At 65.8% G+C, this 21,554-nt stretch carries 19 protein-coding genes; 6 read left to right on the top strand and 13 right to left on the bottom strand.

Features of this window, described 5'->3' with window-relative positions:
- Positions 1 to 9 precede the first annotated feature (9 nt).
- Positions 10 to 921 carry a LysR family transcriptional regulator gene (locus tag SNE35_RS06490; protein ID WP_320422047.1) on the bottom strand — a complete coding sequence of 304 codons (912 nt, stop codon included), beginning with the start codon at positions 919 to 921 and terminating at the stop codon, positions 10 to 12.
- Positions 922 to 1,072: 151 nt separating this feature from the next.
- Here SNE35_RS06490 and SNE35_RS06485 point away from each other — a divergent pair, with 151 nt between their 5' ends.
- The 4 genes from SNE35_RS06485 (at position 1,073) to SNE35_RS06470 (ending at position 5,310) form a co-directional block, all read left to right on the top strand.
- On the top strand, positions 1,073 to 1,753 hold the full coding sequence (locus SNE35_RS06485) for a type 1 glutamine amidotransferase domain-containing protein (protein WP_320422046.1): 681 nt from the start codon (positions 1,073 to 1,075) through the stop codon (positions 1,751 to 1,753).
- A complete protein-coding gene (locus SNE35_RS06480) occupies positions 1,750 to 2,046 on the top strand; it encodes a putative quinol monooxygenase (protein WP_320422045.1) in 297 nt (98 codons plus the stop codon). The genes SNE35_RS06485 and SNE35_RS06480 overlap by 4 nt, the downstream gene beginning before the upstream one ends.
- 40 nt (positions 2,047 to 2,086) lie before the next feature.
- Positions 2,087 to 4,123 (top strand): FUSC family protein, encoded by a 2,037-nt coding sequence (locus tag SNE35_RS06475; RefSeq protein WP_320422044.1) that lies wholly within the window; start codon positions 2,087 to 2,089, stop codon positions 4,121 to 4,123.
- Between the two features lie 110 nt (positions 4,124 to 4,233).
- Positions 4,234 to 5,310: a diguanylate cyclase domain-containing protein gene (locus SNE35_RS06470; protein WP_320422043.1), complete on the top strand. Its 1,077-nt coding sequence runs from the start codon at positions 4,234 to 4,236 to the stop codon at positions 5,308 to 5,310.
- Here the strand turns inward: SNE35_RS06470 and SNE35_RS06465 are convergent, their stop codons facing one another.
- The 11 genes from SNE35_RS06465 to SNE35_RS06415 all read right to left on the bottom strand — a co-directional run bounded on the left by SNE35_RS06465 (position 5,311) and on the right by SNE35_RS06415 (position 18,056).
- Positions 5,311 to 5,679 carry a response regulator gene (locus tag SNE35_RS06465; protein WP_320422042.1) on the bottom strand — a complete coding sequence of 123 codons (369 nt, stop codon included), beginning with the start codon at positions 5,677 to 5,679 and terminating at the stop codon, positions 5,311 to 5,313.
- The gene (locus SNE35_RS06460; protein WP_320422041.1) at positions 5,669 to 7,864 is read right to left on the bottom strand and encodes a GAF domain-containing protein; all 2,196 of its coding nucleotides are present in this window, start codon (positions 7,862 to 7,864) and stop codon (positions 5,669 to 5,671) included. The genes SNE35_RS06465 and SNE35_RS06460 overlap by 11 nt, the downstream gene beginning before the upstream one ends.
- Before the next feature lie 26 nt (positions 7,865 to 7,890).
- Positions 7,891 to 9,483 (bottom strand): hybrid sensor histidine kinase/response regulator, encoded by a 1,593-nt coding sequence (locus tag SNE35_RS06455; protein WP_320422040.1) that lies wholly within the window; start codon positions 9,481 to 9,483, stop codon positions 7,891 to 7,893.
- Positions 9,476 to 9,934: a response regulator gene (locus SNE35_RS06450; RefSeq protein ID WP_320422039.1), complete on the bottom strand. Its 459-nt coding sequence runs from the start codon at positions 9,932 to 9,934 to the stop codon at positions 9,476 to 9,478. The genes SNE35_RS06455 and SNE35_RS06450 overlap by 8 nt, the downstream gene beginning before the upstream one ends.
- Before the next feature lie 4 nt (positions 9,935 to 9,938).
- Complete coding sequence (locus tag SNE35_RS06445) at positions 9,939 to 12,170, bottom strand: ATP-binding protein (RefSeq protein ID WP_320422038.1); 2,232 nt, start codon at positions 12,168 to 12,170, stop codon at positions 9,939 to 9,941.
- Positions 12,167 to 12,766: a biliverdin-producing heme oxygenase gene (locus SNE35_RS06440; RefSeq protein ID WP_320422037.1), complete on the bottom strand. Its 600-nt coding sequence runs from the start codon at positions 12,764 to 12,766 to the stop codon at positions 12,167 to 12,169. Before SNE35_RS06440 ends, SNE35_RS06445 begins: the two co-directional genes overlap by 4 nt.
- A gap of 92 nt (positions 12,767 to 12,858) precedes the next feature.
- A complete protein-coding gene (locus SNE35_RS06435) occupies positions 12,859 to 13,881 on the bottom strand; it encodes a hypothetical protein (protein ID WP_320422036.1) in 1,023 nt (340 codons plus the stop codon).
- A gap of 362 nt (positions 13,882 to 14,243) precedes the next feature.
- Positions 14,244 to 15,248, bottom strand: coding sequence for a hypothetical protein (locus SNE35_RS06430; protein WP_320422035.1), 1,005 nt, complete (start codon positions 15,246 to 15,248; stop codon positions 14,244 to 14,246).
- Positions 15,249 to 15,302: 54 nt separating this feature from the next.
- Positions 15,303 to 16,577: a three-Cys-motif partner protein TcmP gene (locus SNE35_RS06425; RefSeq protein WP_320422034.1), complete on the bottom strand. Its 1,275-nt coding sequence runs from the start codon at positions 16,575 to 16,577 to the stop codon at positions 15,303 to 15,305.
- Between the two features lie 103 nt (positions 16,578 to 16,680).
- Entirely contained in the window at positions 16,681 to 17,430 is a 750-nt protein-coding gene (locus SNE35_RS06420) for a phage Gp37/Gp68 family protein (RefSeq protein ID WP_320422033.1), read from the bottom strand.
- Positions 17,427 to 18,056, bottom strand: coding sequence for a LexA family protein (locus SNE35_RS06415; RefSeq protein ID WP_320422032.1), 630 nt, complete (start codon positions 18,054 to 18,056; stop codon positions 17,427 to 17,429). Before SNE35_RS06415 ends, SNE35_RS06420 begins: the two co-directional genes overlap by 4 nt.
- A gap of 15 nt (positions 18,057 to 18,071) precedes the next feature.
- Between SNE35_RS06415 and tcmP the strand changes: the two genes are divergently transcribed.
- Positions 18,072 to 19,010, top strand: coding sequence for a three-Cys-motif partner protein TcmP (tcmP, locus tag SNE35_RS06410; protein ID WP_320422031.1), 939 nt, complete (start codon positions 18,072 to 18,074; stop codon positions 19,008 to 19,010).
- Positions 19,011 to 19,042: 32 nt separating this feature from the next.
- The gene (locus SNE35_RS06405; protein ID WP_320422030.1) at positions 19,043 to 19,720 is read left to right on the top strand and encodes a hypothetical protein; all 678 of its coding nucleotides are present in this window, start codon (positions 19,043 to 19,045) and stop codon (positions 19,718 to 19,720) included.
- Positions 19,721 to 20,012: 292 nt separating this feature from the next.
- Here SNE35_RS06405 and SNE35_RS06400 read toward each other — a convergent pair whose 3' ends face one another.
- Positions 20,013 to 21,530 (bottom strand): GGDEF domain-containing protein, encoded by a 1,518-nt coding sequence (locus SNE35_RS06400; RefSeq protein WP_320422029.1) that lies wholly within the window; start codon positions 21,528 to 21,530, stop codon positions 20,013 to 20,015.
- Between the last annotated feature and the right edge of the window lie 24 nt (positions 21,531 to 21,554).

Here is a 21,554-nt window from a genome sequence, read left to right as displayed (position 1 = left end):
CGAACTGAATCACGCGGCAGCGAGATCCTCGCTCGCCGCGTCATCCAGCAGGTAGTCGCGCAGCAGCCGCGCGCTCGGGCCGATGCGCTTGGAGTGCACGAGGAAGATCTCCAGCGGCGCCGTTTCCACCTCCGGCAGCACCCGCACCAGTTCGCCCGAGGCGATCAGCGAGGCCGCATCGTAGGCCGGCAGCCGCGCGATGCCGTCGCCGGCCAGCACGAAGGCCAGGCGCGAGGCGGCGCTGTCGGTGACGATGTCGCCCTGCACCGGGATCTCCACCTTCGCGCCATGGGCCAGCACCGTGGCCGACTTCTGGCTGGGCGGATAGACGATCCAGCGGTGCGCGGCCAGCTCGTCCACCGAGGCCGGCGCCCCGCGCTGGCGCAGGTAGGCCGGCGCGGCGCAGAGCAAGGTCGGCTCCAGCAGCAGGCGCCGCGCCACCAGCGATGAATCGGCCAGCGGGCCGGCCCGCACGGCCAGCTCCACGCCGTGCTGGACGATGTCCACGTTCGAATCCGACATGGCCACGTGCAGCCGCACGGCCGGGTAGCGCCGCCGGAAGGCCACCAGCGCCGGCAGGATGCGCTTGGTGCCGAAGTGGTGCGAGCAGGTCAGCCGTACCTCGCCGCGCGGCTCCGCGCGGATCAGCTCCATGCTGCGGATGCCGTCCACCGCCTCGTCCAGCAGCCGTTCGCAGTGGACGCGGAAGGCCTGGCCGGCCGGCGTGAGGCTGAAGCTGCGCGTGCTGCGCTGGGCCAGCGGCACGCCCAGCTTGGTCTCCAGCGCGCGGATGTGATGGCTGACGACGGCGCGCGTCAGCCCCAGCGAGCGGGCCGCGGCGGCGAAGCTGCCCTGCCGCACGACGGCGGCAAAGATCGCCATCGCACGCAGGTCGTCGAGGATGCTGGCGTTGATGTCCATGCACTCGATTGTCAAATCCTACGAGCCAATGCGTCAAGCTCGCGCTGGCTACCGGGATGGAGTCCCGCTCCCTAAAGTTCACTTCACCGCAGATCAATTCGCAGTGAACTTCGATAGGCGGACCGCAACCCAACCCGAAGGAGATTTCATCATGAGCGTCAAGCATGTACTGTTTGTTTTGACAAACGCCGCCGAGATCGGCCCGAACCACCGCGCCACCGGCTACTTCTATCCCGAGGTCGCCCACCCGTACGAGGTGTTCGACGAAGCCGGCATCGCCGTCGAGTTCGCCTCGCCGCTGGGCGGCAACCCGCCCTTCGACGGCTACGACGCGAACGACCCCTCGCAAGTGGCCTTCAGCAAGAGCGCCGCGATCCGCCGCATGGCCCACAGCCGCAAGCTGTCCGAGGTGGACGTGCTGGACTACGACGCGATCTTCTTCCCCGGCGGCCTCGGCCCGATGGTGGACATCGCGACCGACCCTGACGTCAAGGCCGCCGTGCTGCGCGCCTGGAACGGCGGCAAGATCGTCTCGGCCGTCTGCCATGGCCCGGTCGCGCTGCTGGGCGTGAACCTCGACGACGGCACGCCGCTGATCCAGGGCCGCAAGCTCACCTCCTTCTCGAACGCTGAGGAAGAGGGCTACGCCAAGGCCGACGTGCCTTTCCTGCTGGAAGACGCGCTGCGCGCCGCCGGTGCCGAGTATTCGTCCACCGACGTGTGGCAGGCCAAGGTGGTCGTCGACGGCCGCCTGATCACCGGCCAGAACCCGGCCTCCGGCGGCCCGATGGCCGAAGCCGTGGTGGCCGCGCTGAACGAGGTCCGCCAATGAGCGCCGCCAGCGCCATCACGGTGCTGGCCCGCTGGCAGATGCCCGAGGCCACCGTGGCCGAGGTGCTGAAGCTGGCGGCCACCGTGCGCCAGCAGTCGCTGGCGGAGCCCGGCTGCCTCGGCTACGAGGTGTTCCGCAGCATCGACGAGCCGGGTTCGCTGCTGCTGGTGGAGCGCTACCGCGACGAGGCGGCGATCGAGGCGCACCGCCAGTCGCTGCACTACCGGGAGCTGGTGGCAGCGCGCATCGTGCCGCTGCTGACGAGCCGGCAGGTGGAGTTGCTGCGGGCCTGAGAGCCTCTACCATCCGCGGCACAACAGGAAGAGGGCCGACATGACACCGACCATCGTTCTGCGCCGCATGCCAGCCTGGATCGTCAACGGCATCACCGTCACCTTGGGGCTGGCGCTGGTGCAGCTCTCGATCGGCTTCGTCGCGGGTGCGGCGGCAGCGCAGACGGCGATCGCCACCGCCGTCTGCGCCAGCCTCGCCGACGTGGTGACGACCACCGCGCGGGTTGCCCGCCGGGTGTTCGTCGCCAGCGTCGCGAGCACCTTGGCGAGCGTGCTGTTCCTCGCCGCGCGACCCTTCGACGCGCTGCAGATTCCCGCGGCGGCGCTGATCGTCTTCGCCGCGATGCTGATGCTGTCCTGGGGGCCCAAGGCGGGCACCGGCGCCTTCGCCGCCGCGCTGTCGCTGGTGTTCGCGATGTCGCTGCCCGCCTCGGAGCCGCTGCGCTGGGACCATGTTGCCTGGGGGCTCGTCGGCTCGGCGGGCTACTGGCTCTGGGCCGTTGTCACCGCCTGGCTGCTGCAGCCGACCTGGCGCAACTTTTCGCTGGCGGCGACGGCCGAGGGCGAGGCCCGGCTGGTCGCCGCGATCGCGGCGCAGTTGCGCCGGCCGAGCGAGCTGATCTGGCAGTCGGGCGTGCTCGATGAGGAGACCGCCCTGGCCGACCGCTTCCAGGTCGCGCGCGACCTCGTCTTCGCCAACGACCGCGGCCCCAGCGCCCGCCGCGAGACCGCGCTGCTCCTGCACCTGACGGACCTGCGCGACCTAGCCATGGCCAGCAAGGAAGCGCCGGCCCAGCTCACGACCGAACGCGAGGCCGAGCTGAGTGCCGATGTGCTGGACGGCATCGCCGCGGCGCTGCGCGCGGCGGCCATGGCACTGCACACCGGCTCGGCCTTCCGGCCCGACCCGGCGGCCGAGGCCGCGCTGCAGAAGCCGCTGGACGAACTCGCGCAAAGCACCGGCGCCGAGCGCTGCAACGCGCTGCTGCGCAGCCAGCTGGAGCTGCTGCGGGCGATCGAGCGCCTGCTCGATCCGGCCGAGGCGGTGCATCTGACATGCAAGCGCGCCGACCTGCGCCGCTACATCTCGCCCGACGAATGGCTGTGGTCCTCGGTGGCGGCCAACCTGCATCCCGGCACACCGGTGTTCCGCCACGCGGCGCGTACGGCGGTGACGGCCGCGCTGGGCTATGCCGTCGCCCAGGCTCTCGCGTGGACGCTGCACCCGCAGTGGATCGTGCTGACCATCGTCGCCGTGATGCAGGGCAGCCTCGCGCAGACCTTGCTGCGCCGCAATGCGCGCGTGCTCGGCACCTTGGCCGGCTGCGTGGCGGTGCTGGCGCTGACGGCGGTGTCGCCCTCGGCGCTGTTCCTCTCGGGCAGCTTCCTCATCGCCTCCGGCATCGCGCATGCGTTCTTCCCGGTGCGCTATGCGGTGACCGCCGGCGCCGCCGCGGTGATGGCCGTGCTGCAGGCGCACCTGGCCGTGCCGGACGGCGGCTTCAGCACCTTGGAGCGCTTCGGCGACACCATCGCCGGTGCGCTGCTCGGCTGGGCCGCCACCTACGTGCTGCCGATCTGGGAACGCAGGAACCTGCCGGCCGTGCTGCAGCAGGCCACGGTGGCGCTGCGCGCCTACGCGGCGGAGGCCACGGCGCTGCGCGAAGCCGATGGACCCAGCGCGCCCCGCTTCGCGCGCCAGCGAGCGTACGACGCGTTGCGCGCGGTCAGCGCGATTCGTACGCGCAGCCTGTCGGAGCCGGAGGATGTGCGCGTGCCGGTGCCGCAATTGACGCTGTGGCTGTCGGCGGCCTATGGACTGATGTCGCACCTGTCGAACCTGCGGTTGAGCCTGACCCTGCATGCGAGCGAGCAGGGGGTGCCGGGCTTCGCGGCGGCGATGGCGGAGGCGTCGAAGGCGCTCGATGCGTCGCTGGCCGGCCTCGACGCCGCCGCCGGCCGCATCGCTGCACCGGCGCTGGCGGTCCTGCCGCATCTCGATGCCCGCGTCCAGCGCGCGCTTGACGAAGCCGTGCGCGTGGCGGCGCAAAAGCTGCAGATCGAGGCGCTGGTCTGACGCTACGATTCGCAGGTTTTTTCAAGATGTTCGCGATCTTGGCTCGACCGAACCACCCCGTCCTCCGTCGTATTGCGAGAGTCCTGCGTGTCACGCAGACGGTGGCTCTCGTGCTCGTCGTTTCGCTCGGCAGCATCCTGGTCGCGAACGCGCGCTCCTACGAGGCGGCCGACGACTGGGTCGAGCACACGCACGCCGTGCTGGCGGAACTCGACCAGGTGCGTGTCACCATGCTGAGGGGTGGCATTGCGCTGCGGGACTATGCGCTGGTGCCGAAGCCGGATCTGCTTGATCGCACCCGCACCGCGGCCGACGAAGCCGTCCAGGCGGCCCAGCGGCTGGAGACCCTGGTGCAGGACAACCGCGCCCAGGCCGCGCGGGCTGCCGAGGTCAGCGTCGAGGTGCGCGCCGTCGCCGCCTGGTACGTCTCTTCGGCGGCCACGGGCGAGCGCGAAGGTGGCCCGGCGCTGCAGCGCCTGCTCGGTGAGCGGATCACGGTGGATGGCGCCCGACGCCTGCGCCAGTTCATGGATGAGATGCAGCTGGAAGAGCGGGCGCTGCTGAAGGCGCGGCAGACGAACGCCGACCGCGAACTCGCTTCCCTGAAAGGCTGGTCGACGGGACTCGGCGCCGTCTTCCTGTCCTTCATCTTCGGAACGGTCGTCTACTCGCGCAGGCTGGTCCGCGCCGGCGACGAGGACATGACCGATCTCGCGAAGTCGGCGAACTCCGATGCGCTGACGGGCCTGGCCAATCGCCGCGCGCTGCAGAAGCGCGTCCAGAAGCTCCGGGCCCAGCCCTTCGGCGTGCTGGTCTTCGATCTGGACGATTTCAAGCCCATCAATGATCGCTACGGGCATGCCGCGGGCGACCAGGTGCTCAAGGCGGTGGCGAAGCGACTGAGGCAGCTGTGCCGCAACGGCGACCTGGCCGTGCGCACCGGCGGCGACGAGTTCGTCGTGCTCTTCCCGGGCCTGGACGACACCGGGCGGCTGGAAGAAATCCGCACCCGCCTGCGCCAGGCGATCGGCGAGCCGATCCTGCTGGACTCGACCCCGGTGAAGGTGGGTGCGTCGATCGGCTATGCCTCCACGAACGGCGACAAGACCTTCGATCAGCTCATCGAGCTGGCCGACGCCATGTCCTACGAAGAGAAGAAGGTCCGGAAGGCCGCGAGCGGCCGCTGATCACTGCAGCGGCGGGAGCAACTGCCTCAGCAGCTTGATGTCCACCGGCTTGCGCAGGTAGTGATCGAAGCGGGCGAAGCTGGCGCCGACGCGGTCGTCGACGTGGCCGGCGCCGGTCACCGCAATCAGCACGAGATCGTCGCCGTAGCGGTCCCGCAGCGCCTGGCAGAGTTCGTGGCCGCCGAGGCCGGGCATGTTGATGTCCATCAGCACGCACAGCGGCTGGAAGTCCGCCACCAGGTCCAGCGCCGCCTCGCCATTCAGCGCGGTGCGCACCTCGTAGCCGGCGGACTCCAGGATCATCGCCAGCACCTCGGCCGTATCGGCCACGTCGTCGACGACGACGATTCTTGCGTCGTCAGTTTCCATCATGTTCATCGGGGGTCGAGACCTGGATCAGGGGAACCTGCAATTCGAAGAGGACCATGCCGTCGCGGGCATCGTAGGTGATGGAGCCGCCCTGCGCCTTGGCGATCTGGTGGACGATGTAGAGGCCCAGGCCCATGCTGCCCGGGTTGCGCGAATTCTCCATCGAGCGGCGCTTGAACGGATCGAAGAGCCCGGCCACCAGTTCTTCCGCGATGGGCTCGGCCGGATTGCCGACGCGCAGCCGGGCGTGTTCGTCCGTGCCGGTCAATTCGATCGTGACGAGCCCCTGGCCGTGGTGGCGCGCGTTGCTCAGCAGGTTGGTGGCGACCTGCAGGAAGCGCATCGGATCGAGCCGGGCGGGCAGGGCGGGCGGAATGGTGGCTTCCAGCCGCACGTCCGGGTAGGTCAGGCGCTGTTCGTTGAGCAACTGGGTCAGCAGCGCGGCCAGGTCGGTCTCCTCGGTGTCCATCGCGAGGCCCAGGCCGTTCTGGATGCGCGTGATGTCCTGCAGGTCGCGCAGCAGGCGCGCCATCCGGTTGGTCGAGTTGCGGATGATCGCGTTGAGCCGGGTCGGCGACTTCTGCTGGTCCAGCGCGTAGGAGGCCACGCTGAGCGTATTCAGCGGGTCGCGCAGATCGTGCCCAAGCACGGCCCAGAGCTGCGAGCGCAGGCGGTCCACCTCCAGCACGCGGCCGGCGTGCGCGCGGCTCACCGCGTCGAGCAGCAGCGATGCGCTTTCCAGTTGGTGCGCGGCCCAGGGGATCGCGGTGCCGCGCACCGTTTCCTTCCATTCGGCGAACGAGCCGCGCGGCGTCAGGCGCGGGCCCAGCGGGCCGTGTGCGATCTCCTTCTCGGGCTTGCCGCCCCAGCGGATGGTCTCGATCTGCTCGCGCCGCAGCAGCACCAGCCAGCCGGCGCGCGGCTCGTCGAAGCGCAGGCCCAGCGCGCCGCAGTGGCGCTCGCCACGGGTGGCGGGCAGGTCCTCCACGCGGTTCAGGTGTACCAGTGAATCCGGCCCCGCCTGCAACTGGGCGACGAGCGCCGCGGCCCAGCGTTCGTCGATGCTCCCGTAGCAGCGCACGCGCCCGTCGATGCCGACGAACAGCGCGTCCGCCTCCAGGCTGGCGCTCAGGGCCGCCGCCTCGCGGATGAGCACGTCGGCGGCTTCGTGGCCCTGGGCGATCTGGGCCGCGATGTCGGTGCGCAGCAGCGCCGCGCGGCCCATCGCCGCCTCCTGCTCGCGCGCCGTGATCGACTGCACCGAGGCGGCGATCAGCTGGGCCATCACGTCCATCGCCATGCGGATCGAATAGGGCACCAGCAAGGGCTTCATGTGGTGGCAGGCGAGCATGCCCCAGAGCCGGCCGCCGACGACGATGGAGACGCTCATCGACGCGCCGACGCCCATGTTCGACAGGTACTCGATGTGGATCGGCGACACGCTGCGCAGCACGCTGTGGCTGAGGTCCACCGGTTCGGTCTGGCCCACGTCGGCCAGCAGGGGCACCGGCCGGTAAGCGACGTTGGCGATCGCCCGGAGCGTGTTGAGCACATACAGGCGCCGAGCCTGCGCCGGGATGTCGCTGGCCGGATAGCGCCGGCCGAGGTAGGGCTCCAGGTCCTCGTGCAGCGCCTCGGCGACCACGTCGCCGCTGTCGTCGTGGCGGAAGCGGTAGGCCATGACGCGGTCGAAGCCGCTCATCGCCCGCACCTCGGCCACCGCCACCTCCAGCAGCCGGTCGATCGAGGTCTGCCGCTTGAGCTTGTCCATCGAGCGGTAGGCCAGCAGCGCGAAGCTGCTCAGGCGGTCCGCCTCGATGCCGCGCTGCTCGAACTCGCACAGGCACAGCGACTGGCTCGCATGCACGACCAGATCGAAGCGCTGGCCGTTCAGGCTCAGTTCGCAGGCCTCCGGCATCGCTTCGCCGCTGCCGAGCCCCGCCACGGCCTGGCCGATGATGCGCTGGGCCTCGGGCTCGCGGCTGATCTCCTCCGGCCGCAGCACACGGCCAAGGGCGAGCGGCAGCCCCAGCATCTCCGCCGCATTGGCGCTCATGCAGACGAGCCGGCCGAGCCGGTCGAAGGCGAGCAGCGCGCCGTGCGGCTGGATCGAGCCCGGGATGTGGATCGGCTCGCGCGCGCAGTTGTCGAGCGTGACCTGTTGTTGTTCTTGTTTTTCGGACATGGTCGTCCTGCTCCTGTCGTCGGCGCTCATTTCGGGGTCGCGGTGCGCAATGCGGCCCGCACGGCGTCGCCGAGGGCCTTGCGATCGATCGGCTTGGTGACGTGGCCGTCAAAGCCCGCGTCCAGCGCGGCGCGGCGGTCCGGCAGCATGGCGAAGGCGGTCAGCGCGACGGCCGGCAAGCCGGGCTGGTGGCCGCCGGCGCGCAGGGCACGGACCAGGCTGAGGCCGTCCTGGCCGGGCATGCCCAGGTCCGAGACCAGCACATCGAAGTCCTGCTTCGACAGCTCGGCCAAGGCCTCCTGCGTGCTGGCCGCCACGGTCACAGCTGCACCCAGCGACTCCAGCGTGGCGCGGCCGACGTCGCGGGCGTCCCGCTCGTCATCGACCAGCAGCACGTGCAGGCCACTCAGGTCGGCGATGCCCTCGTCGTCCGGCGCGCGATGCCCGTTCGGCTGCACCGCCGGTGCAGCCACGGCCGGCAGCCTCACCTCGAAGCGGGCGCCGCGGTCCACGCCCTCGCTGCTGGCGCTGATGCGCCCGCCGTGCAGGCGGACCACGGCGTCGGCGATGGCCAGGCCCAGGCCCAGGCCGCCGGCGCTGCGCGTGCGCGAGCTGTCTTCCTGGCGCAGCCGGTCGAACACGTGAGGCAGGAAGTCCGCGGAGATGCCGCGGCCGAAGTCCTCGACGACGAGGGCCACCTCGCCGCCGTCCTGCTGGATGCGCACCAGGATCTGCCCTTGCGCGTTGCTGAATTTCAGCGCGTTGCCGACCAGCTTGCCGATCACCTGGGCCAGGCGCTGGCCGTCGCCGCTGACCCAGGCGGCGGCCGTGTATTCGCCGCCGAGCCGGATGTCGCGTGCCTGCGCTTCCTGCTGATGGGTGGCGATCTCCGCCTCGGCCAGCGCCGACAGGTCCAGCGTCTCGCATTGCAGCGCCAGCTTGCCGGCCACCACCGCGGTCATGTCGAGCAGGTCGTCGATCATCCGCGTCTGCAGCAGCGCATTGCGCTTGATGACGGCAGACGCCTTCTCCATCAACCCGTCGCCGTTGGCGCGCAGCGCCAGCAGCTCGGCCCAGCCCTGGATGGCGCTCAGCGGCGAGCGCAGTTCGTGCGACACGATGGCGAGGAACTGGTCCTTCAGCGCGTTGGTGCGCTCGGCCTCATCCTTGGCCTGGCGCAGCGCTTCCTGCGCCCGCAGTTCGGCGGCGCGCTGGTCCACCTCGCGCAGCGCCCGCTCGATCACCAGCGGCAGCCGGGCCAGCCGGCCCTTCATGATGTAGTCGGTGGCGCCGCGCTTGAGCAGCTCCACCGCGTTCTCCTCGCCGATCACGCCGGAGAGGAAGATGAACGGCGTCTGCGGCGCCACCCGGCGCGCATGGTCCAGCGCCTCGCCGCCGTTGTAGTCGGGGAGCTGGAAGTCCGACAGGATCAGGTCGAAGCGGCGTGCCGCCAGTTCGCTGCTGAAGCCGGCGGCGTCGGTCACCCAGGTGAGTTGCGCCTGCGGGAAGCTGATCGCCAGGTGCGCGCGCAGCAGCTCGGCGTCGAGAGCCGAGTCCTCGAGCAGCAGCATGTCCAGCGGCGAGGGCCGGAGTGCCGGGGCGGCCATCGCCTCACTCATAGCGGCGGTGCGTGCGCAGCGAGCCCGGCGGCGGCTCGTTGAGCACGGCCCAGAAGATGCCGAGGTCGGCGATGGCGGCGACGAACTGCTTGAACTCCACCGGCTTCACGACGTAGGCGTTGACGCCCAGCTCGTAGCTCTGCACCACGTCCGATTCGGCCTGCGAGGAGGTCAGCATCACGACGGGCAGGCTCTTGAGCTTCTCGGTGTTGCGCACCGCGCGCAGCACCTCCAGGCCGTTCACCTTGGGCAGCTTCAGGTCCAGCAGCACCACGCAGGGATTGCCTTCGCTGCGCCCGGCGTGGATGCCTTCGCGGTTGAGGTAGTCCAGGGCTTCGGCGCCGTCTCGCACGATGATCACTTCGTTGGCAAGCTGGCTTCGTTCCAGCGCGACCAGGGTCAGTTCGAGGTCGCGTGCATCGTCTTCGACGAGCAGGATGGGCTTGAGCATGGCGTCAGGTGGCAGGTTGCGGGGGAAGGACGGCATCGCTGCTGTCGCGCCGCGGCAGCAGGAAGCTGAATTTTGCGCCCTTGTCGAGTTCGCCGAAGGCCTCCACGACACCGCCGTGGCGCTCCACGATGCGGCGCACGCTGGCCAGGCCGATGCCCGTGCCCTCGAAGGCCTCGCTGCGATGCAGGCGCTGGAACACGCCGAACAGCTTGTTGGCGTACTTCATCTGGAAGCCTACGCCGTTGTCGCTGATGGCCAGGCCCACGCCGCGCGGGTCCTCGATCGGCTCGATGCCGATGCGCGCCACGGGCCGCGTGCGGCTGTACTTGACGGCATTGCCGATCAGGTTGCGCAGGGCGACCTGGATCAGCACCGGATCGGCGAACAGCCGGGGCAGCGGGTGGCCGATCGTCCACTCGATGCGGCCGTCGCGACGCGCGCCGTCCTGCTCGGCGACGAGCGCGGCGATCAGCGGCTCCATGTCGAGCTCCGCGCACTTCAGCGCCGAGCGGCCCATGCGGGAGAAATCGAGCAGCGCGTCGACCAGCAGCCCGGCGTGCGCGGATGCTTCCTTGACGTGGTTCAGGTAGCGGCGCGCCCGGTCGGTGAGGCTGGCGCCCTCGGTCTCCAGCACCAGTTCCACGAAGCCGGCGATGTGGCGCATCGGTGCGCGCAGGTCGTGCGACACGGTGTACGAGAAGGCCTCCAGCTCCTTGTTGACCCGGCCCAGTTCGGCGGCGACCTCGGCCATCTCCTCCGCGCGCCGCAGCACCACGCCGATCAGCGCATGGCGCAGTTCCAGCGCGGCATGCACGGTCGCCACGCTCCAGGGCGCCGAGCGCCCGCGCACATGCTCCACCCAGCCGGCGAAGCTGCGCCGCGGATGCAGCCTGCCGTCGCCCGGCCCCTCGACCTTGCGCGGATCGCCGGCCCAGGTGATCGTCTGCACGATCTCCGGCCGGAACCAGACGAGGTAGTGGCGATGCAGCTTGGAGATCGAGATGGCCAGCAGGCCGGCGGCCACGGCGGGGTCGATGCCCAGTTCGGGCGCGTCTTCGGGCAGGCGGTCGGTGTTCAGCGTTTCATCGATGCGCGGCGCCAGCCATTCGCCCAGGCGCAGCAGCGCCGCCTCGTCGGGCGTGTCGCCGACGGTCCAGCAGCGGTCGTTCAGGATCACCGCCGCGCCGCTGGCCAGGCCCATGCGCAGCAGTGGGCCCGGCTCGTCGACCAGGCGCTGCAGTGTCGCGTCGCTGTCGGCCAGGTGGGCCACCATGGCCAGCGTCAGCTGGCGCAGCCGCAGCTGCTCGCTGACCTGCTCGTTCTCCTCCTTGGCCTCGATCTGCAGCGACAGCAACTGCCCCAGGTGCTCGCAGGCCATGCGGGTCTGGTAGGCCAGGCCAGCCGGCTCATGGTTGTGGCAGGACACCAGGCCCCACAGCTCGCCGCGCACGATGATCGACACCGACATCGAGGCCAGCGTGCCCATGTTGCGCATGTATTCGAGGTGGATCGGCGAGACGCTGCGCAACTGCACCTGGGACAGGTCGAGCGTGAGCGCCGCGCTCGTGCCGTCGGCGAAGCGCACCGGCACCGGCGCGTAGTTGGCATCGGGAATCAGGCGCAGGTGGTTGAGCCTGTACAGCGCGCGCGCCTGAGCGGGAATGTCGGCCGCCGGGAAGTGGTGGCCGAGGTAGCTCTGGTAGCCGGCGTCCAGCGATTCGGCCAGTACCTCGCCGTGGCCGTCCGCGTCGAAGCGGTAGATCAGGCAGCGGCCGAAGCCGGTCAGCCGCTTCATCTCCTGCGCCACCGCGCCGCAGACCTCGCCGACCGAGGCCGTGCGCTGCATCTGCGGCACCATGTGGCGGGCCAGGCGGTAGATCGGCGCCTGCGCGCCGGGCTCGGCATCGGCGCCCTGCGCCTCGGCCTCGATGTGGATCGTATTGCCCGCCCGATGGGCCGTGATGTGCAGCGTGTGGCCGCCGAAGGCGCGCAGGCCGAGCGAACTCGCACCTTCGCCATCGACCAGGGCCTGGGCGCCCGTCTTCAGGCTGGCGGCGAATGCAGCCAGCGCCGCCGGCAGCGCCTTGGTGTCGGCCAGGCCTGCCCAGTTGTCGCTCCAGGCCACCGGCTCACCGCTGGCCGCGGAGATTGTCAGCAGCCATCCATGCGGCTGTATCGCCCCGGGCACGCGGATCGGTTCGCTCGCGCAATCGGCCAGGGCGCGCGGGTCGCTCATGCCAGCAGCGGGCGGAAGGTGGCGATCAGTGCACCGAAAGTGGCCTGCGCCGCCTCGCTCGCGGCGCGCAACGCCGCCGGCTCGCCGCCGACCTCGGCAACGGCCTTCTGGCGGAACTCGCGCCACATCGCGCTGGTACGGCCGCCGTAGCCGTGGAAATAGCTGGCGCCGCGGCCCGGCTCCAGACCCATGTCGCGCTGCAGCTTCGGCGTGATGACCTGACCCCCCAGGGCCGAGCCCTCGATCACGTACATGGACCCAAAGACCGAGGCCAGGCCTGCGTCCTGCAAGTCCGGCTGCGCCGCCGAGGCAGGGCGAGCCGCCGGCAGGCCCAGCGAGGCCAGGTAGCCGAGATCGTCCGCCGCGAAGCGCGCCCGGCCGCGTTCCTGGAACCAGCCCTGCAGCGACGGCGGCAGCGCCGCCAGCAGGTCCTGCTCCCAGCGGCTCAGGAAGCTGTGAAAGCCGCCGATGATGGCCTGGTAACGGCCCAGTTCCATCGGAGCCTCCAAGGCCAGCAGCCGCTCGATGTCGTCATGCAGAGGGCGCGTGGAACTGCGCAATTCGGCCAACAGGGGCTCGGGCGGCGTACTTGTCATGGGCGCGTTTTTACTGCATTTCGTCGGGGGAGCGTCCGGCCCCGCGACTGGCAATCGGCGTGCCTGACCGGGCCGAGAACGGGAGAGCGCGCCTATCGCCACTCGGCCTGCGCAGGGCCGGCGGGCAGCTTCTCCACCTGGAAACTTGCCGCCGGAACCGGGCCGTCGTCCGTCACGGCATAGACCGCCAGCAGCGAGGTTGTCGACTCGCGCCAGCCGATGCCTGCGATGCCGACGACGCCGAGCCACCAGCGGCCATCGAGCCACAGTGCAAGGCCCGCCGGGCCTTGGGAATTCGAGAAGCTGGTGAAGAAAGGATTGACCGTGCCGGCCGTCTTCGCGCCGAAAGTGGGTAGCTCCATTCCCGAGTTCCACTGGTCGCCGAGCAGCTTCGCCAGGGCTGCCGGCGGCTTGTGACCCTGCGCGAAGGCGAGCGGGTCAAGCGCTGGACCTCGATGACCGTAGGCGTCGGCAATGGCCGGCGCCACGCGAGCGGCGGCCTTGCAGAGCGCGGCGTCCGGTGAGCAGTGGCTGCCCGAGAGCTTCAGCGTCTGCTTGAACTCCAGCTTCAATTCGCAGGCCGGCCCCCAGGCCTTGTCATGTCCCTGCCACGCCGAGATCTTGTAGCTGCGCGCAAGCCCCGTCATCTCAAACACGCCGCCGACCATGAAGACGGGCTGCCCGAAGGCATGGCCGAAGCGGCCGTATTGCGTGGTGCAGGTATCCGCATCGAATGGTGCGGACAAATGATGTGATGGCTTTCCCGGCGGCGCTTCGATGAAGACCGAGTACTGGCAGTTCGCCGTGCCCTGGAAGGAGTCAACACGGTAGACATCGGTTCCGTCCAGACGCTCGACGTCGAGTGTCTCCTCGGGGCCGACTGAGAACTCTTCGTGCAGGGTCGGATCCTTGACCAGCCGTTCCTCGATCGGCGAGAGCTTGCGCGCGGCGCTGTGCGAGACGCGCGCGTTCACAAGCGTGTTCATCGGGTCGTATGCCGCGGCCGCCCATTCACCCGCGGGGACTTGTTCCGCTTCGCTTGCCAAGCTCTGACACAGACTGGGCTCGGGCTCGCTCGAACTGACTGCTGAGAAGCTCATCGCGATTGCGATCAAGTTGGCCTTCGTTGTTGTTCTCATCGCTCGCATCACTTTTCAACTAGAGAGTAGCGGATGGTGATTCGAGCGTTCGATTTGGGCCATATTGAACTCGTAGGCCCACCGGCCGCTTCGCAGCGACGGCGGTCCTTCGACGCGACGGATGCAGATGTCGGCTACGGGCCAGAGAACGGACGCTCGTAACGCTTACACCTGTTGAAGCGCCCCTCCTAGGCCGATGCTTTGGTATCGACAAGTGTGTGTTATCAATGCTTGGCTAGTTAGCTGCTGCCGGCATCAGGAATATAGAAACTCACGCAGTTCATCGAATCTCCTTCGGTCAACGCTCTTTTTTGCGAGCCTGTCCTATGCCAACCGACTTATTCGGACGCGCCACTGTCTTCCGAGGGCACATCTATCGGGATATTGAAGTCCTTTCCCGAAATGTGGAGTGTCACAACTTCCCCGGCGACCGAAATGAAGTCTGCGTCATTGGAAAGCAATAAGTCCTCCATGTCCCTACTTCCCTTGATCGTGCCATAGCCAGTATTGAGTGATATCCCTTCTGCTATCGCATATGTGTAGCCCGTAAAGCCTTGGTTGAAGAGACCGTCCACCCCATGCGGATAGTTCTTATATTGCTCAACGTTGTAGGCTGGCTTGAATATATTTATTACCGCCTTCTCGGCGTCCGCGATGATTCGATGATAGTCCACGGACATGTCCATATCATCATCATCAAAATCGGCATCGCCCCCGAAAGTCTTAACCAAAATTGGATCTATAGCGAAGAGCAGGAGATAGGTCTCGTCGCTGACCCTTGCTCCAGCGGATCTCTGAGGCTCTGCCGCCAGAATATCCATCCGAGCTTTATGCCCTCTTTCAATGAGTCGGCTATAGCTGTCTTGATTCTTCTTGGCAATTCCTACATACAGCAAGTCAAAGGTGAAGAGTTCATGATGGTTATCAAACCCTTCGATAAATCGCTGCCTCCTTCCACGTCGCATTAGAAGATCATCAGGCGTCGTAACAAAAACTAGGGTTGACCCAACGAAAATTCTCAGAACCTCACTATTTGCCTTGATCCTCAGTTGGAATTCATCGGGCGCTTCATGAATGAAATCCATATGTTGGATATGAAGACAGCCAGCGGATTGCAGGCCTGAGGCAAGGCTAATGTTGACATTAATGCTCCCATCTTCAAGCGCTGCGATAGTGCCGAAAGACGCTTTCGGTCTTCCGCAAATCATGTAGAAGTGACTTTGCCTTAAGGTTGCAATGGCGGCCTCATCGTCTTTGGTGAACTGAGCCGCGTCGGTATTTGAAATGGGTGGCGCGACCAAGATCAAATTTGCTGTGCAGGCTTTTACTGAGTATGTGCTCATTCTCACTCCCTAGATAGTCTGGTATCAATACTCGGCCAGTGCGCCGTCCGCTCGTCAACTGCCAAAGAGCAAGAGGGATCGCTGATCTCGAAGTCGTAAGACATGGTCGTCTTGCAAGGCCTTCTTGACATGCCGGAGACTGCCGTTGTCACCCAAGACCTCGATTTCGCGTTCACGCACCAGGCTCAATACAGCCTGTTCAACCATCGCTTGTGTCGCAGGCGTCGTATTCACGCGCTCAACAAAGAAGTCACGGAATCGAACACCTTCGCGTCGCTGAGCAAGCACCTGTGGAATCTGCTCCATCATGGAGGCCAGACTTGATTTGCTCGCAATGTCGTCGAACTCAAACGCAGCCTGAGGCCTCTCCTCGTCATCAATCTTTGCCGCATACCCAGTGCTGAACATGTCGAAGCCCGAGGCACCGTAGTGGACGAAATGGTTGTGATGCTTCCAATGCGCATGGGCCATCACGTCCCGGGCCTTCCAGTGCTGGGACAAATGCAACAGCCAAAAGTCTCCGTGCCCGCGATCCGGGCGAACGAAGAATGGCGTGAAGAAGCGTGCTCCAGAACCCGTCGTCAGCCGCTGATAAAGATTGGCTTGGACTCGTACTCGCCAACCAGGCCCTCGATACCGCTTGTCCATGTCCGTCGATGACACCGCACCGTCGAGCCCAGTCTGCCGCTCGAAGCTGCGAAGGTTTCCCTCGCTAAGGTAGTTCAGCAGAGCATCGACGTTGAAGGTGAGGATCACTTCCGGCTGCTTGAGCGCTGCAAAGATCTGCTTGAGCGTAGGAAGTGGGACTTGGTTGTAGCCATACTGATCCAGAACAAACAAGGCTCGCCCTGATCTTGGCGACCGTCGGCGCACTTCGGCGATAACGGCCTCTGCGTTCTGATCAAACTCGCCGACAAGGGTCTCAATCTCGCCGGAGCGGAGCTTCTCCCCATATCCTTGCTGCTCTAAGACCTGCCGCAGGTGTTCCACTGCTGAGGCATCCTTGTCGATGCAGATGAGCTTGACGTCAAAGAGTATGTTTTTGCGCCGCTGCTGTTCTTGCATCACGCGCGCTTTGGCCTCATCGACGGCCTGAAGGATCACGATAGGCGACCCCGGAACTTCTCTGCCGGACTTGCTGACGTACCAACCCCCGCCGCAGAAGCCATCAACTATCGTGAGCTGGATCTTCTCCTGGGCAGGACTGGTGACAAGGGTGAGGAAATAGTCTACGAGGTAGTCGCGCAGGAGCGAGTGTTTTACCTCGCTGTGGCGCAATATCTCAGGTAGCGATCCTCCCCAGGACCATTCGTAGTGCGTTACGGGCATCTGGCACTGCGGTCTATTCGTGCCGCATGTGGCTTGGATGACACCGAATGTGCCCTATGCCAGGCTGTTAGCGCAACCCGTTGTCGCGGCAGACGCACAGCGGTCAAAGTCGTGCCGATACCCCGTCAGGCATTTCGTCCCAGGTGCGTCCATCTAGGACTCGGCCGTTCGCGCCCTTGGCGCGCTTTTTGCCGTCAGCCCCCCATCCACCCCACTGCTTGAAGAAGAACGCCACGTCCTGCGCTTCGCATTGCTGCTGTACGGCCAAGGCCCATGCCTTCTGCATCGGCCGTGCCTTCGGGCCCGACTCGCCACCCACGATGACCCAATGGATGTCTTTCAGATCGAGCGCACCCACATCCTCAAGAAGGGGCTCCACGGACAAGAACCGAATGGAGGCTGGTACTTTGCGAAGGTAGTCGATGCGGGGCACGCCGTACTTCTTGTCCTCGACGGAAACTCCCATCCACGCATTGCGCGGCACATTTCGGGTCCTGAAGAACCGCGCCATTCGCGCCGCTCTCTTCGTGAGAATTTGATAGGTATGCTGAGGCGTCTGAGTAATGACATCGAAGACCCGCTCGATGTACTCGTCCGGAACCTTTTCGTGGAACAGGTCTGACATTGAGTTCACGAAATACACGGTGGACTTCTTCCGCTTGATGGGATCGTTCAACCGCTCAGGCAACACCGTCAACGCAAACCCATTCTCATAGCCAGCAGCTCCCATGGCCTTGAGGCGCCGAGCCATAGCCTCTGCATAGCAATGCTTGCAGCCAGGTGATATCTTGGTACAACCGACCGTGGGGTTCCAAGTCTGCTCCGTCCATTCAATGCGGCTGATGGTGGTCATAGATTTTCTCCCCGTTTCCTGGCTGATCTTCGTCCTTGCTCGTATCGGCGAACAATGCCTCTGACTACGCCCAAGATCTGCAATTCCTGCTGCGGGCGAATGGTTTCGTACTGTTTGTTGTGCGGCACCAGCACGGGTCGGCGGTGCTCGAACCGCAGCTCCTTCACCGTGTACTGTCCATCGACCAGCGCAGCGACAAAATCGCCGGCCTCAGCATTCTCTGTTCGCTCGACAACCGCTGTGTCACCATCCAATACACCGGCTTCAATCATCGAATCCCCCCGAACGGGCACGAGTACCGTCGAGGCCGGCTGCTCAACTAGTAGACGGTCAAGTGCTTGAGCGGCCACGCCGCCTGACCAAGACGTGCTTTCCACCAAGCCTGCATGAAGGGTGTCGTCCAGCATAGGCAGCGCGAAGAAACTGTCGGTGGGCGCGAGCCGCCCACCCGAGGTGTGCTCCAGATAGCCGGCAGAGACAAGGCGCTGGATGACCTTGTAGGCGCCGGCCTTCCCGCGCAAGCCGAGAAGTGCGCCGAGCTTGGCATACGAAGGCAATACCTTCTCTTGAACCAAGTGTTCCCTGAGAACTTTCAGATGGCTGGCGTCCTTGTTTGGCCGGGTCATCCAATAAGTATACGTTTGTATACTTTTGAAGGGAATGGCCGCCCGCCATGGAAATGGATTGGCGCCGGCTATGGCACGATTGGAAAACAGGGAGAAGAGATGACCCAAGGCAAAGCAACAGCATCGACGCGGAATCGGTTTGGCGGCGCCTGGACCGAGGAAAAGCTCGAACGGCTCAAAAAGTATTTGGGCTTCTACACACAGGCGCTGAAGGCGCAACCGTTCCAACTGGTGTACGTCGATTCGTTTGCGGGCACGGGCAGATGCCACATCCAAGGGGCTAGCGGCAGCCGTGTCATTGATGGCTCGGCCAAGATCGCGCTCGACTGTTCGCCAGCATTTGGTGCGTACCACTTCATCGAGAAGAAGAAGGCGCACGCGGACGAGTTGGGAGAGTTGCTTCGCGACCATGCCAACGGCCCTCGAGCAACACTGAGCATGAGCGGCGCGGCAGACATCCTTCCCTCGCTATTGAATCGATACGACTGGCGTTCGACGCGCGGAGTGCTTTTTCTCGATCCCTACGGCTTGCAATGCTCATGGCAGATGCTGGAGATCATCGCGTCCACGAAGGCGCTGGACGTCTTCTTCCTTGTCAGCTTGAGCGGCCTCTTTCGCCAGGCAGCAGTGAACCGACGCGCAGTTGACAGCGGCAAGGCCTCGGCCTTGACCCGCTTTCTCGGAACAGATGAATGGAAGCGCGCGTTATATGTGAATGAGCAACCCGACCTTTTTGGCGATGATCCCACCGTCACTCGCGACAAGGGTTATGAGGCAATCCTTCAGTTCACGCAACGACGACTTGGGGAGGCCTTTCCGTACGTGAGTCAGCCGCTGCTACTGCGCGGCCATAAGGGCCCACCGCTCTTTGCTCTGTTTTTCATGGTCTCCAATCCTGATCCCAAAGCGATTGCACTCGCCGCACGGGTTGGTCGCGAAATACTTCATGGCTAGTGCGGCCTTGGATATAGAGGCGAACTGACTGAATGAAGCCGAAAAAAGAAACCGTATCGGAATCTCTATTTGAGAAAATTTGCCAACGGGAGGGTTTTGCCTTCTCGAGGGTGCTTGAATCTTCAGAGCGACGCCCCGACTACACCCTTGCGCTTAAGAATACAAAGTTGATTGTTGAAGTTAAAGAGCTTCAACCGACCAAGGAGGAATGGAGCGTAATACGGTGTGACCCCGGGATCTTTGATGGCTCACTCACATATCACTGGGGAACTCCTGGGGAAAAGATTCGCAAGAAGATTGCAGATGCGAATGCGCAATTGAAGGCATTGTCCAAAACAGAGCTGCCATCGCTCTTGGTCTTGCATGATCCAGTTCAATTCTGGCCTGAGCTACTTGATAGCGATTCTGTTCGCGCGGCCATGTACGGAATTGAGACAGCCCTGATATCTCCCGAGCCTGCCCCGGGTGGCGGAGCTACCGTCTTAAAGCGCCGGCACGGCGGACGAAAGAAGCTGACCGACAATGACAATACCAGCCTGAGCGCGATAGGAATTCTTTTCTTGGAAGAAGGTCACCTGCGCTTGGATGTTTTTCACAACTGGTACGCCACGGTGCCCTTAGAGCCGTCATATTTCTCTAGCGGCAACATCAGGCACCTTCGTCTGGAGATGTGCCCCACGAAGGCGCTCACCGACTGGGTGATGAGGTGATGGCTATATAAGCAGGCGCGCCACCGTGCGCGATGGCGGGTAATTGTCGAAGGCGCCAATGGCTGCCGTCGAATACTGACTATCGACAACTGCGGCTTCTCAATAGCTGGAGGACCTGTCCCATTTAACGACAGGTCAGGCACAAGGCCAACTTCTCGGAGCTAAGGCCATCGGATCGAAGGTCCGCAGATGTAACGTGAGCGGTTACGCAAGTGCTACGTGCTGTGCGCCCGCGTCCAGCCTGGACCAGTCGATCAGCCCGACCGCTAAGCCGTGACTGCGACTCAGCCAGCTAGCACTCTTTGATGACACCCTCCCACGCCAATGCCACCCGATTCCGCCCACCCCGCTTCGCCTGATACAGCGCCTCATCTGCATCCCGCAGCAGCACCAGACGATCCGTCAGTACAGACGGCCGATCGCAGGCCACACCGACGCTGATCGATAGCCGCTTCGACGGCGCGCCAGCATTGCCTAGCTCCGCCTGCTCGATCGCGGCGCGCAGGTTCTCCGCCATCGTCGCGCAGCCGAGGCGGTCGATGCCGGGGAGCAGGACGACGAACTCTTCGCCGCCGTAGCGGGCCAGCAGGTCTTCGGATCGCTTGAGGCACTCGCTCAGCGTCTGCGCCACGCGGCGCAGGCTTTCGTCGCCGGCCTGGTGGCCGCTCGTGTCGTTGAGGAGCTTGAAGAAGTCGATGTCGATCAGCAGCACGCCCAGCGTCTGGCCGTTGCGGATCGCGGTTCGGCAGTCGCGTTCCAGGGCCAGGTCGAGCGCGCGGCGGTTCGCCACGCCGGTCAGGCCGTCGACCAGGGTCAGGGCTTCCAGCTCGGACTGCTTGCTGCGCAGCATGGCGCGCAGCTCGACGTGGCGCACCTCGCGCAGCACGTTGCGCAGCGCATAGCCGGCCACGGCCACCAGCACGCCGCAGACGCCGAAGGCGTAGTCGGAGTGCGCCAGGGCGAGCCCGGTGCCGAGCACGGCCACGCACATGATCAGCGGGCTGGCGCTGCGCACGTAGCGGGTCCGCAGCACCAGGGCGCGATGCTCCGTGCGCTTCTTCCCCAGCGGTGTCGGCAGCGTGTAGGCAACGAAAGCCAGGAAGGGAAGGGGCACGAGGATTTCGAGCAGCGATCCCGGCTCGGCGTTCAGCGCGAGTGTGGCCACATGGTTGTTGAACGCGGCCACCACGAAGTAGATCGACGCGAACACCAGCAGGGAAGCGAACAGCTCCCGCTCGGCGCGCGTTGCGGCGGCCCAGTGGCGCAGGCGGATGCAGGCGAGCAGGTACAGGTTCTCGACGTCGAACAGCCAGGCCAGGTAGGCGGCTGAAATCTGGGCCGAGCCGTCGTGCGTGGCGAGGGCCACGGTCAGTTTGAAAAACAGGACGCCGAGGGCCAGGGCCAAGGCGCCGTCCACGAGTTGCACGGCCCGGCTGTTGCGGTGACGAAAAGGACTGGCGGCGATCCAGGTCAGGGGCACCGCGTAGAGCACGAACAGCAGGATGTCGGCGTAGCGGACGAAAGCCGATGCGGAGGCGATGCGCTCCTGCGCCAGGGGTGCGGCCATGCCCAGGCACCACAGCAGGAAGGCCAGGCCGACCAGGCTCCAGCCGTCCGCCGGCCGCCAACTGGTGCGCAGGCACTGCCGCCAGGCCGCCAGCATGGCCAGCGCGGGTGCGCAGATGTTGAAGCCCAGCGACAGGGCCCCGGCGCTGCCCGGCGCGGCCAGCAGAATGGCGGCCGCGTGCAGGGCCGCGTAGGACAGCGGAACGAGTGCCAGGGCGGCGAAGCGGGACGGAGACGCGCTCACAGGGACTGGGATGGATGCCGCACG

This window comes from Roseateles agri (assembly GCF_034043675.1).
Classification (GTDB): domain Bacteria; phylum Pseudomonadota; class Gammaproteobacteria; order Burkholderiales; family Burkholderiaceae_C; genus KK5.
The sequence above is the reverse complement of the archived record's forward strand: the minus strand, read 5'-3'. Positions and strand labels throughout refer to the sequence as shown.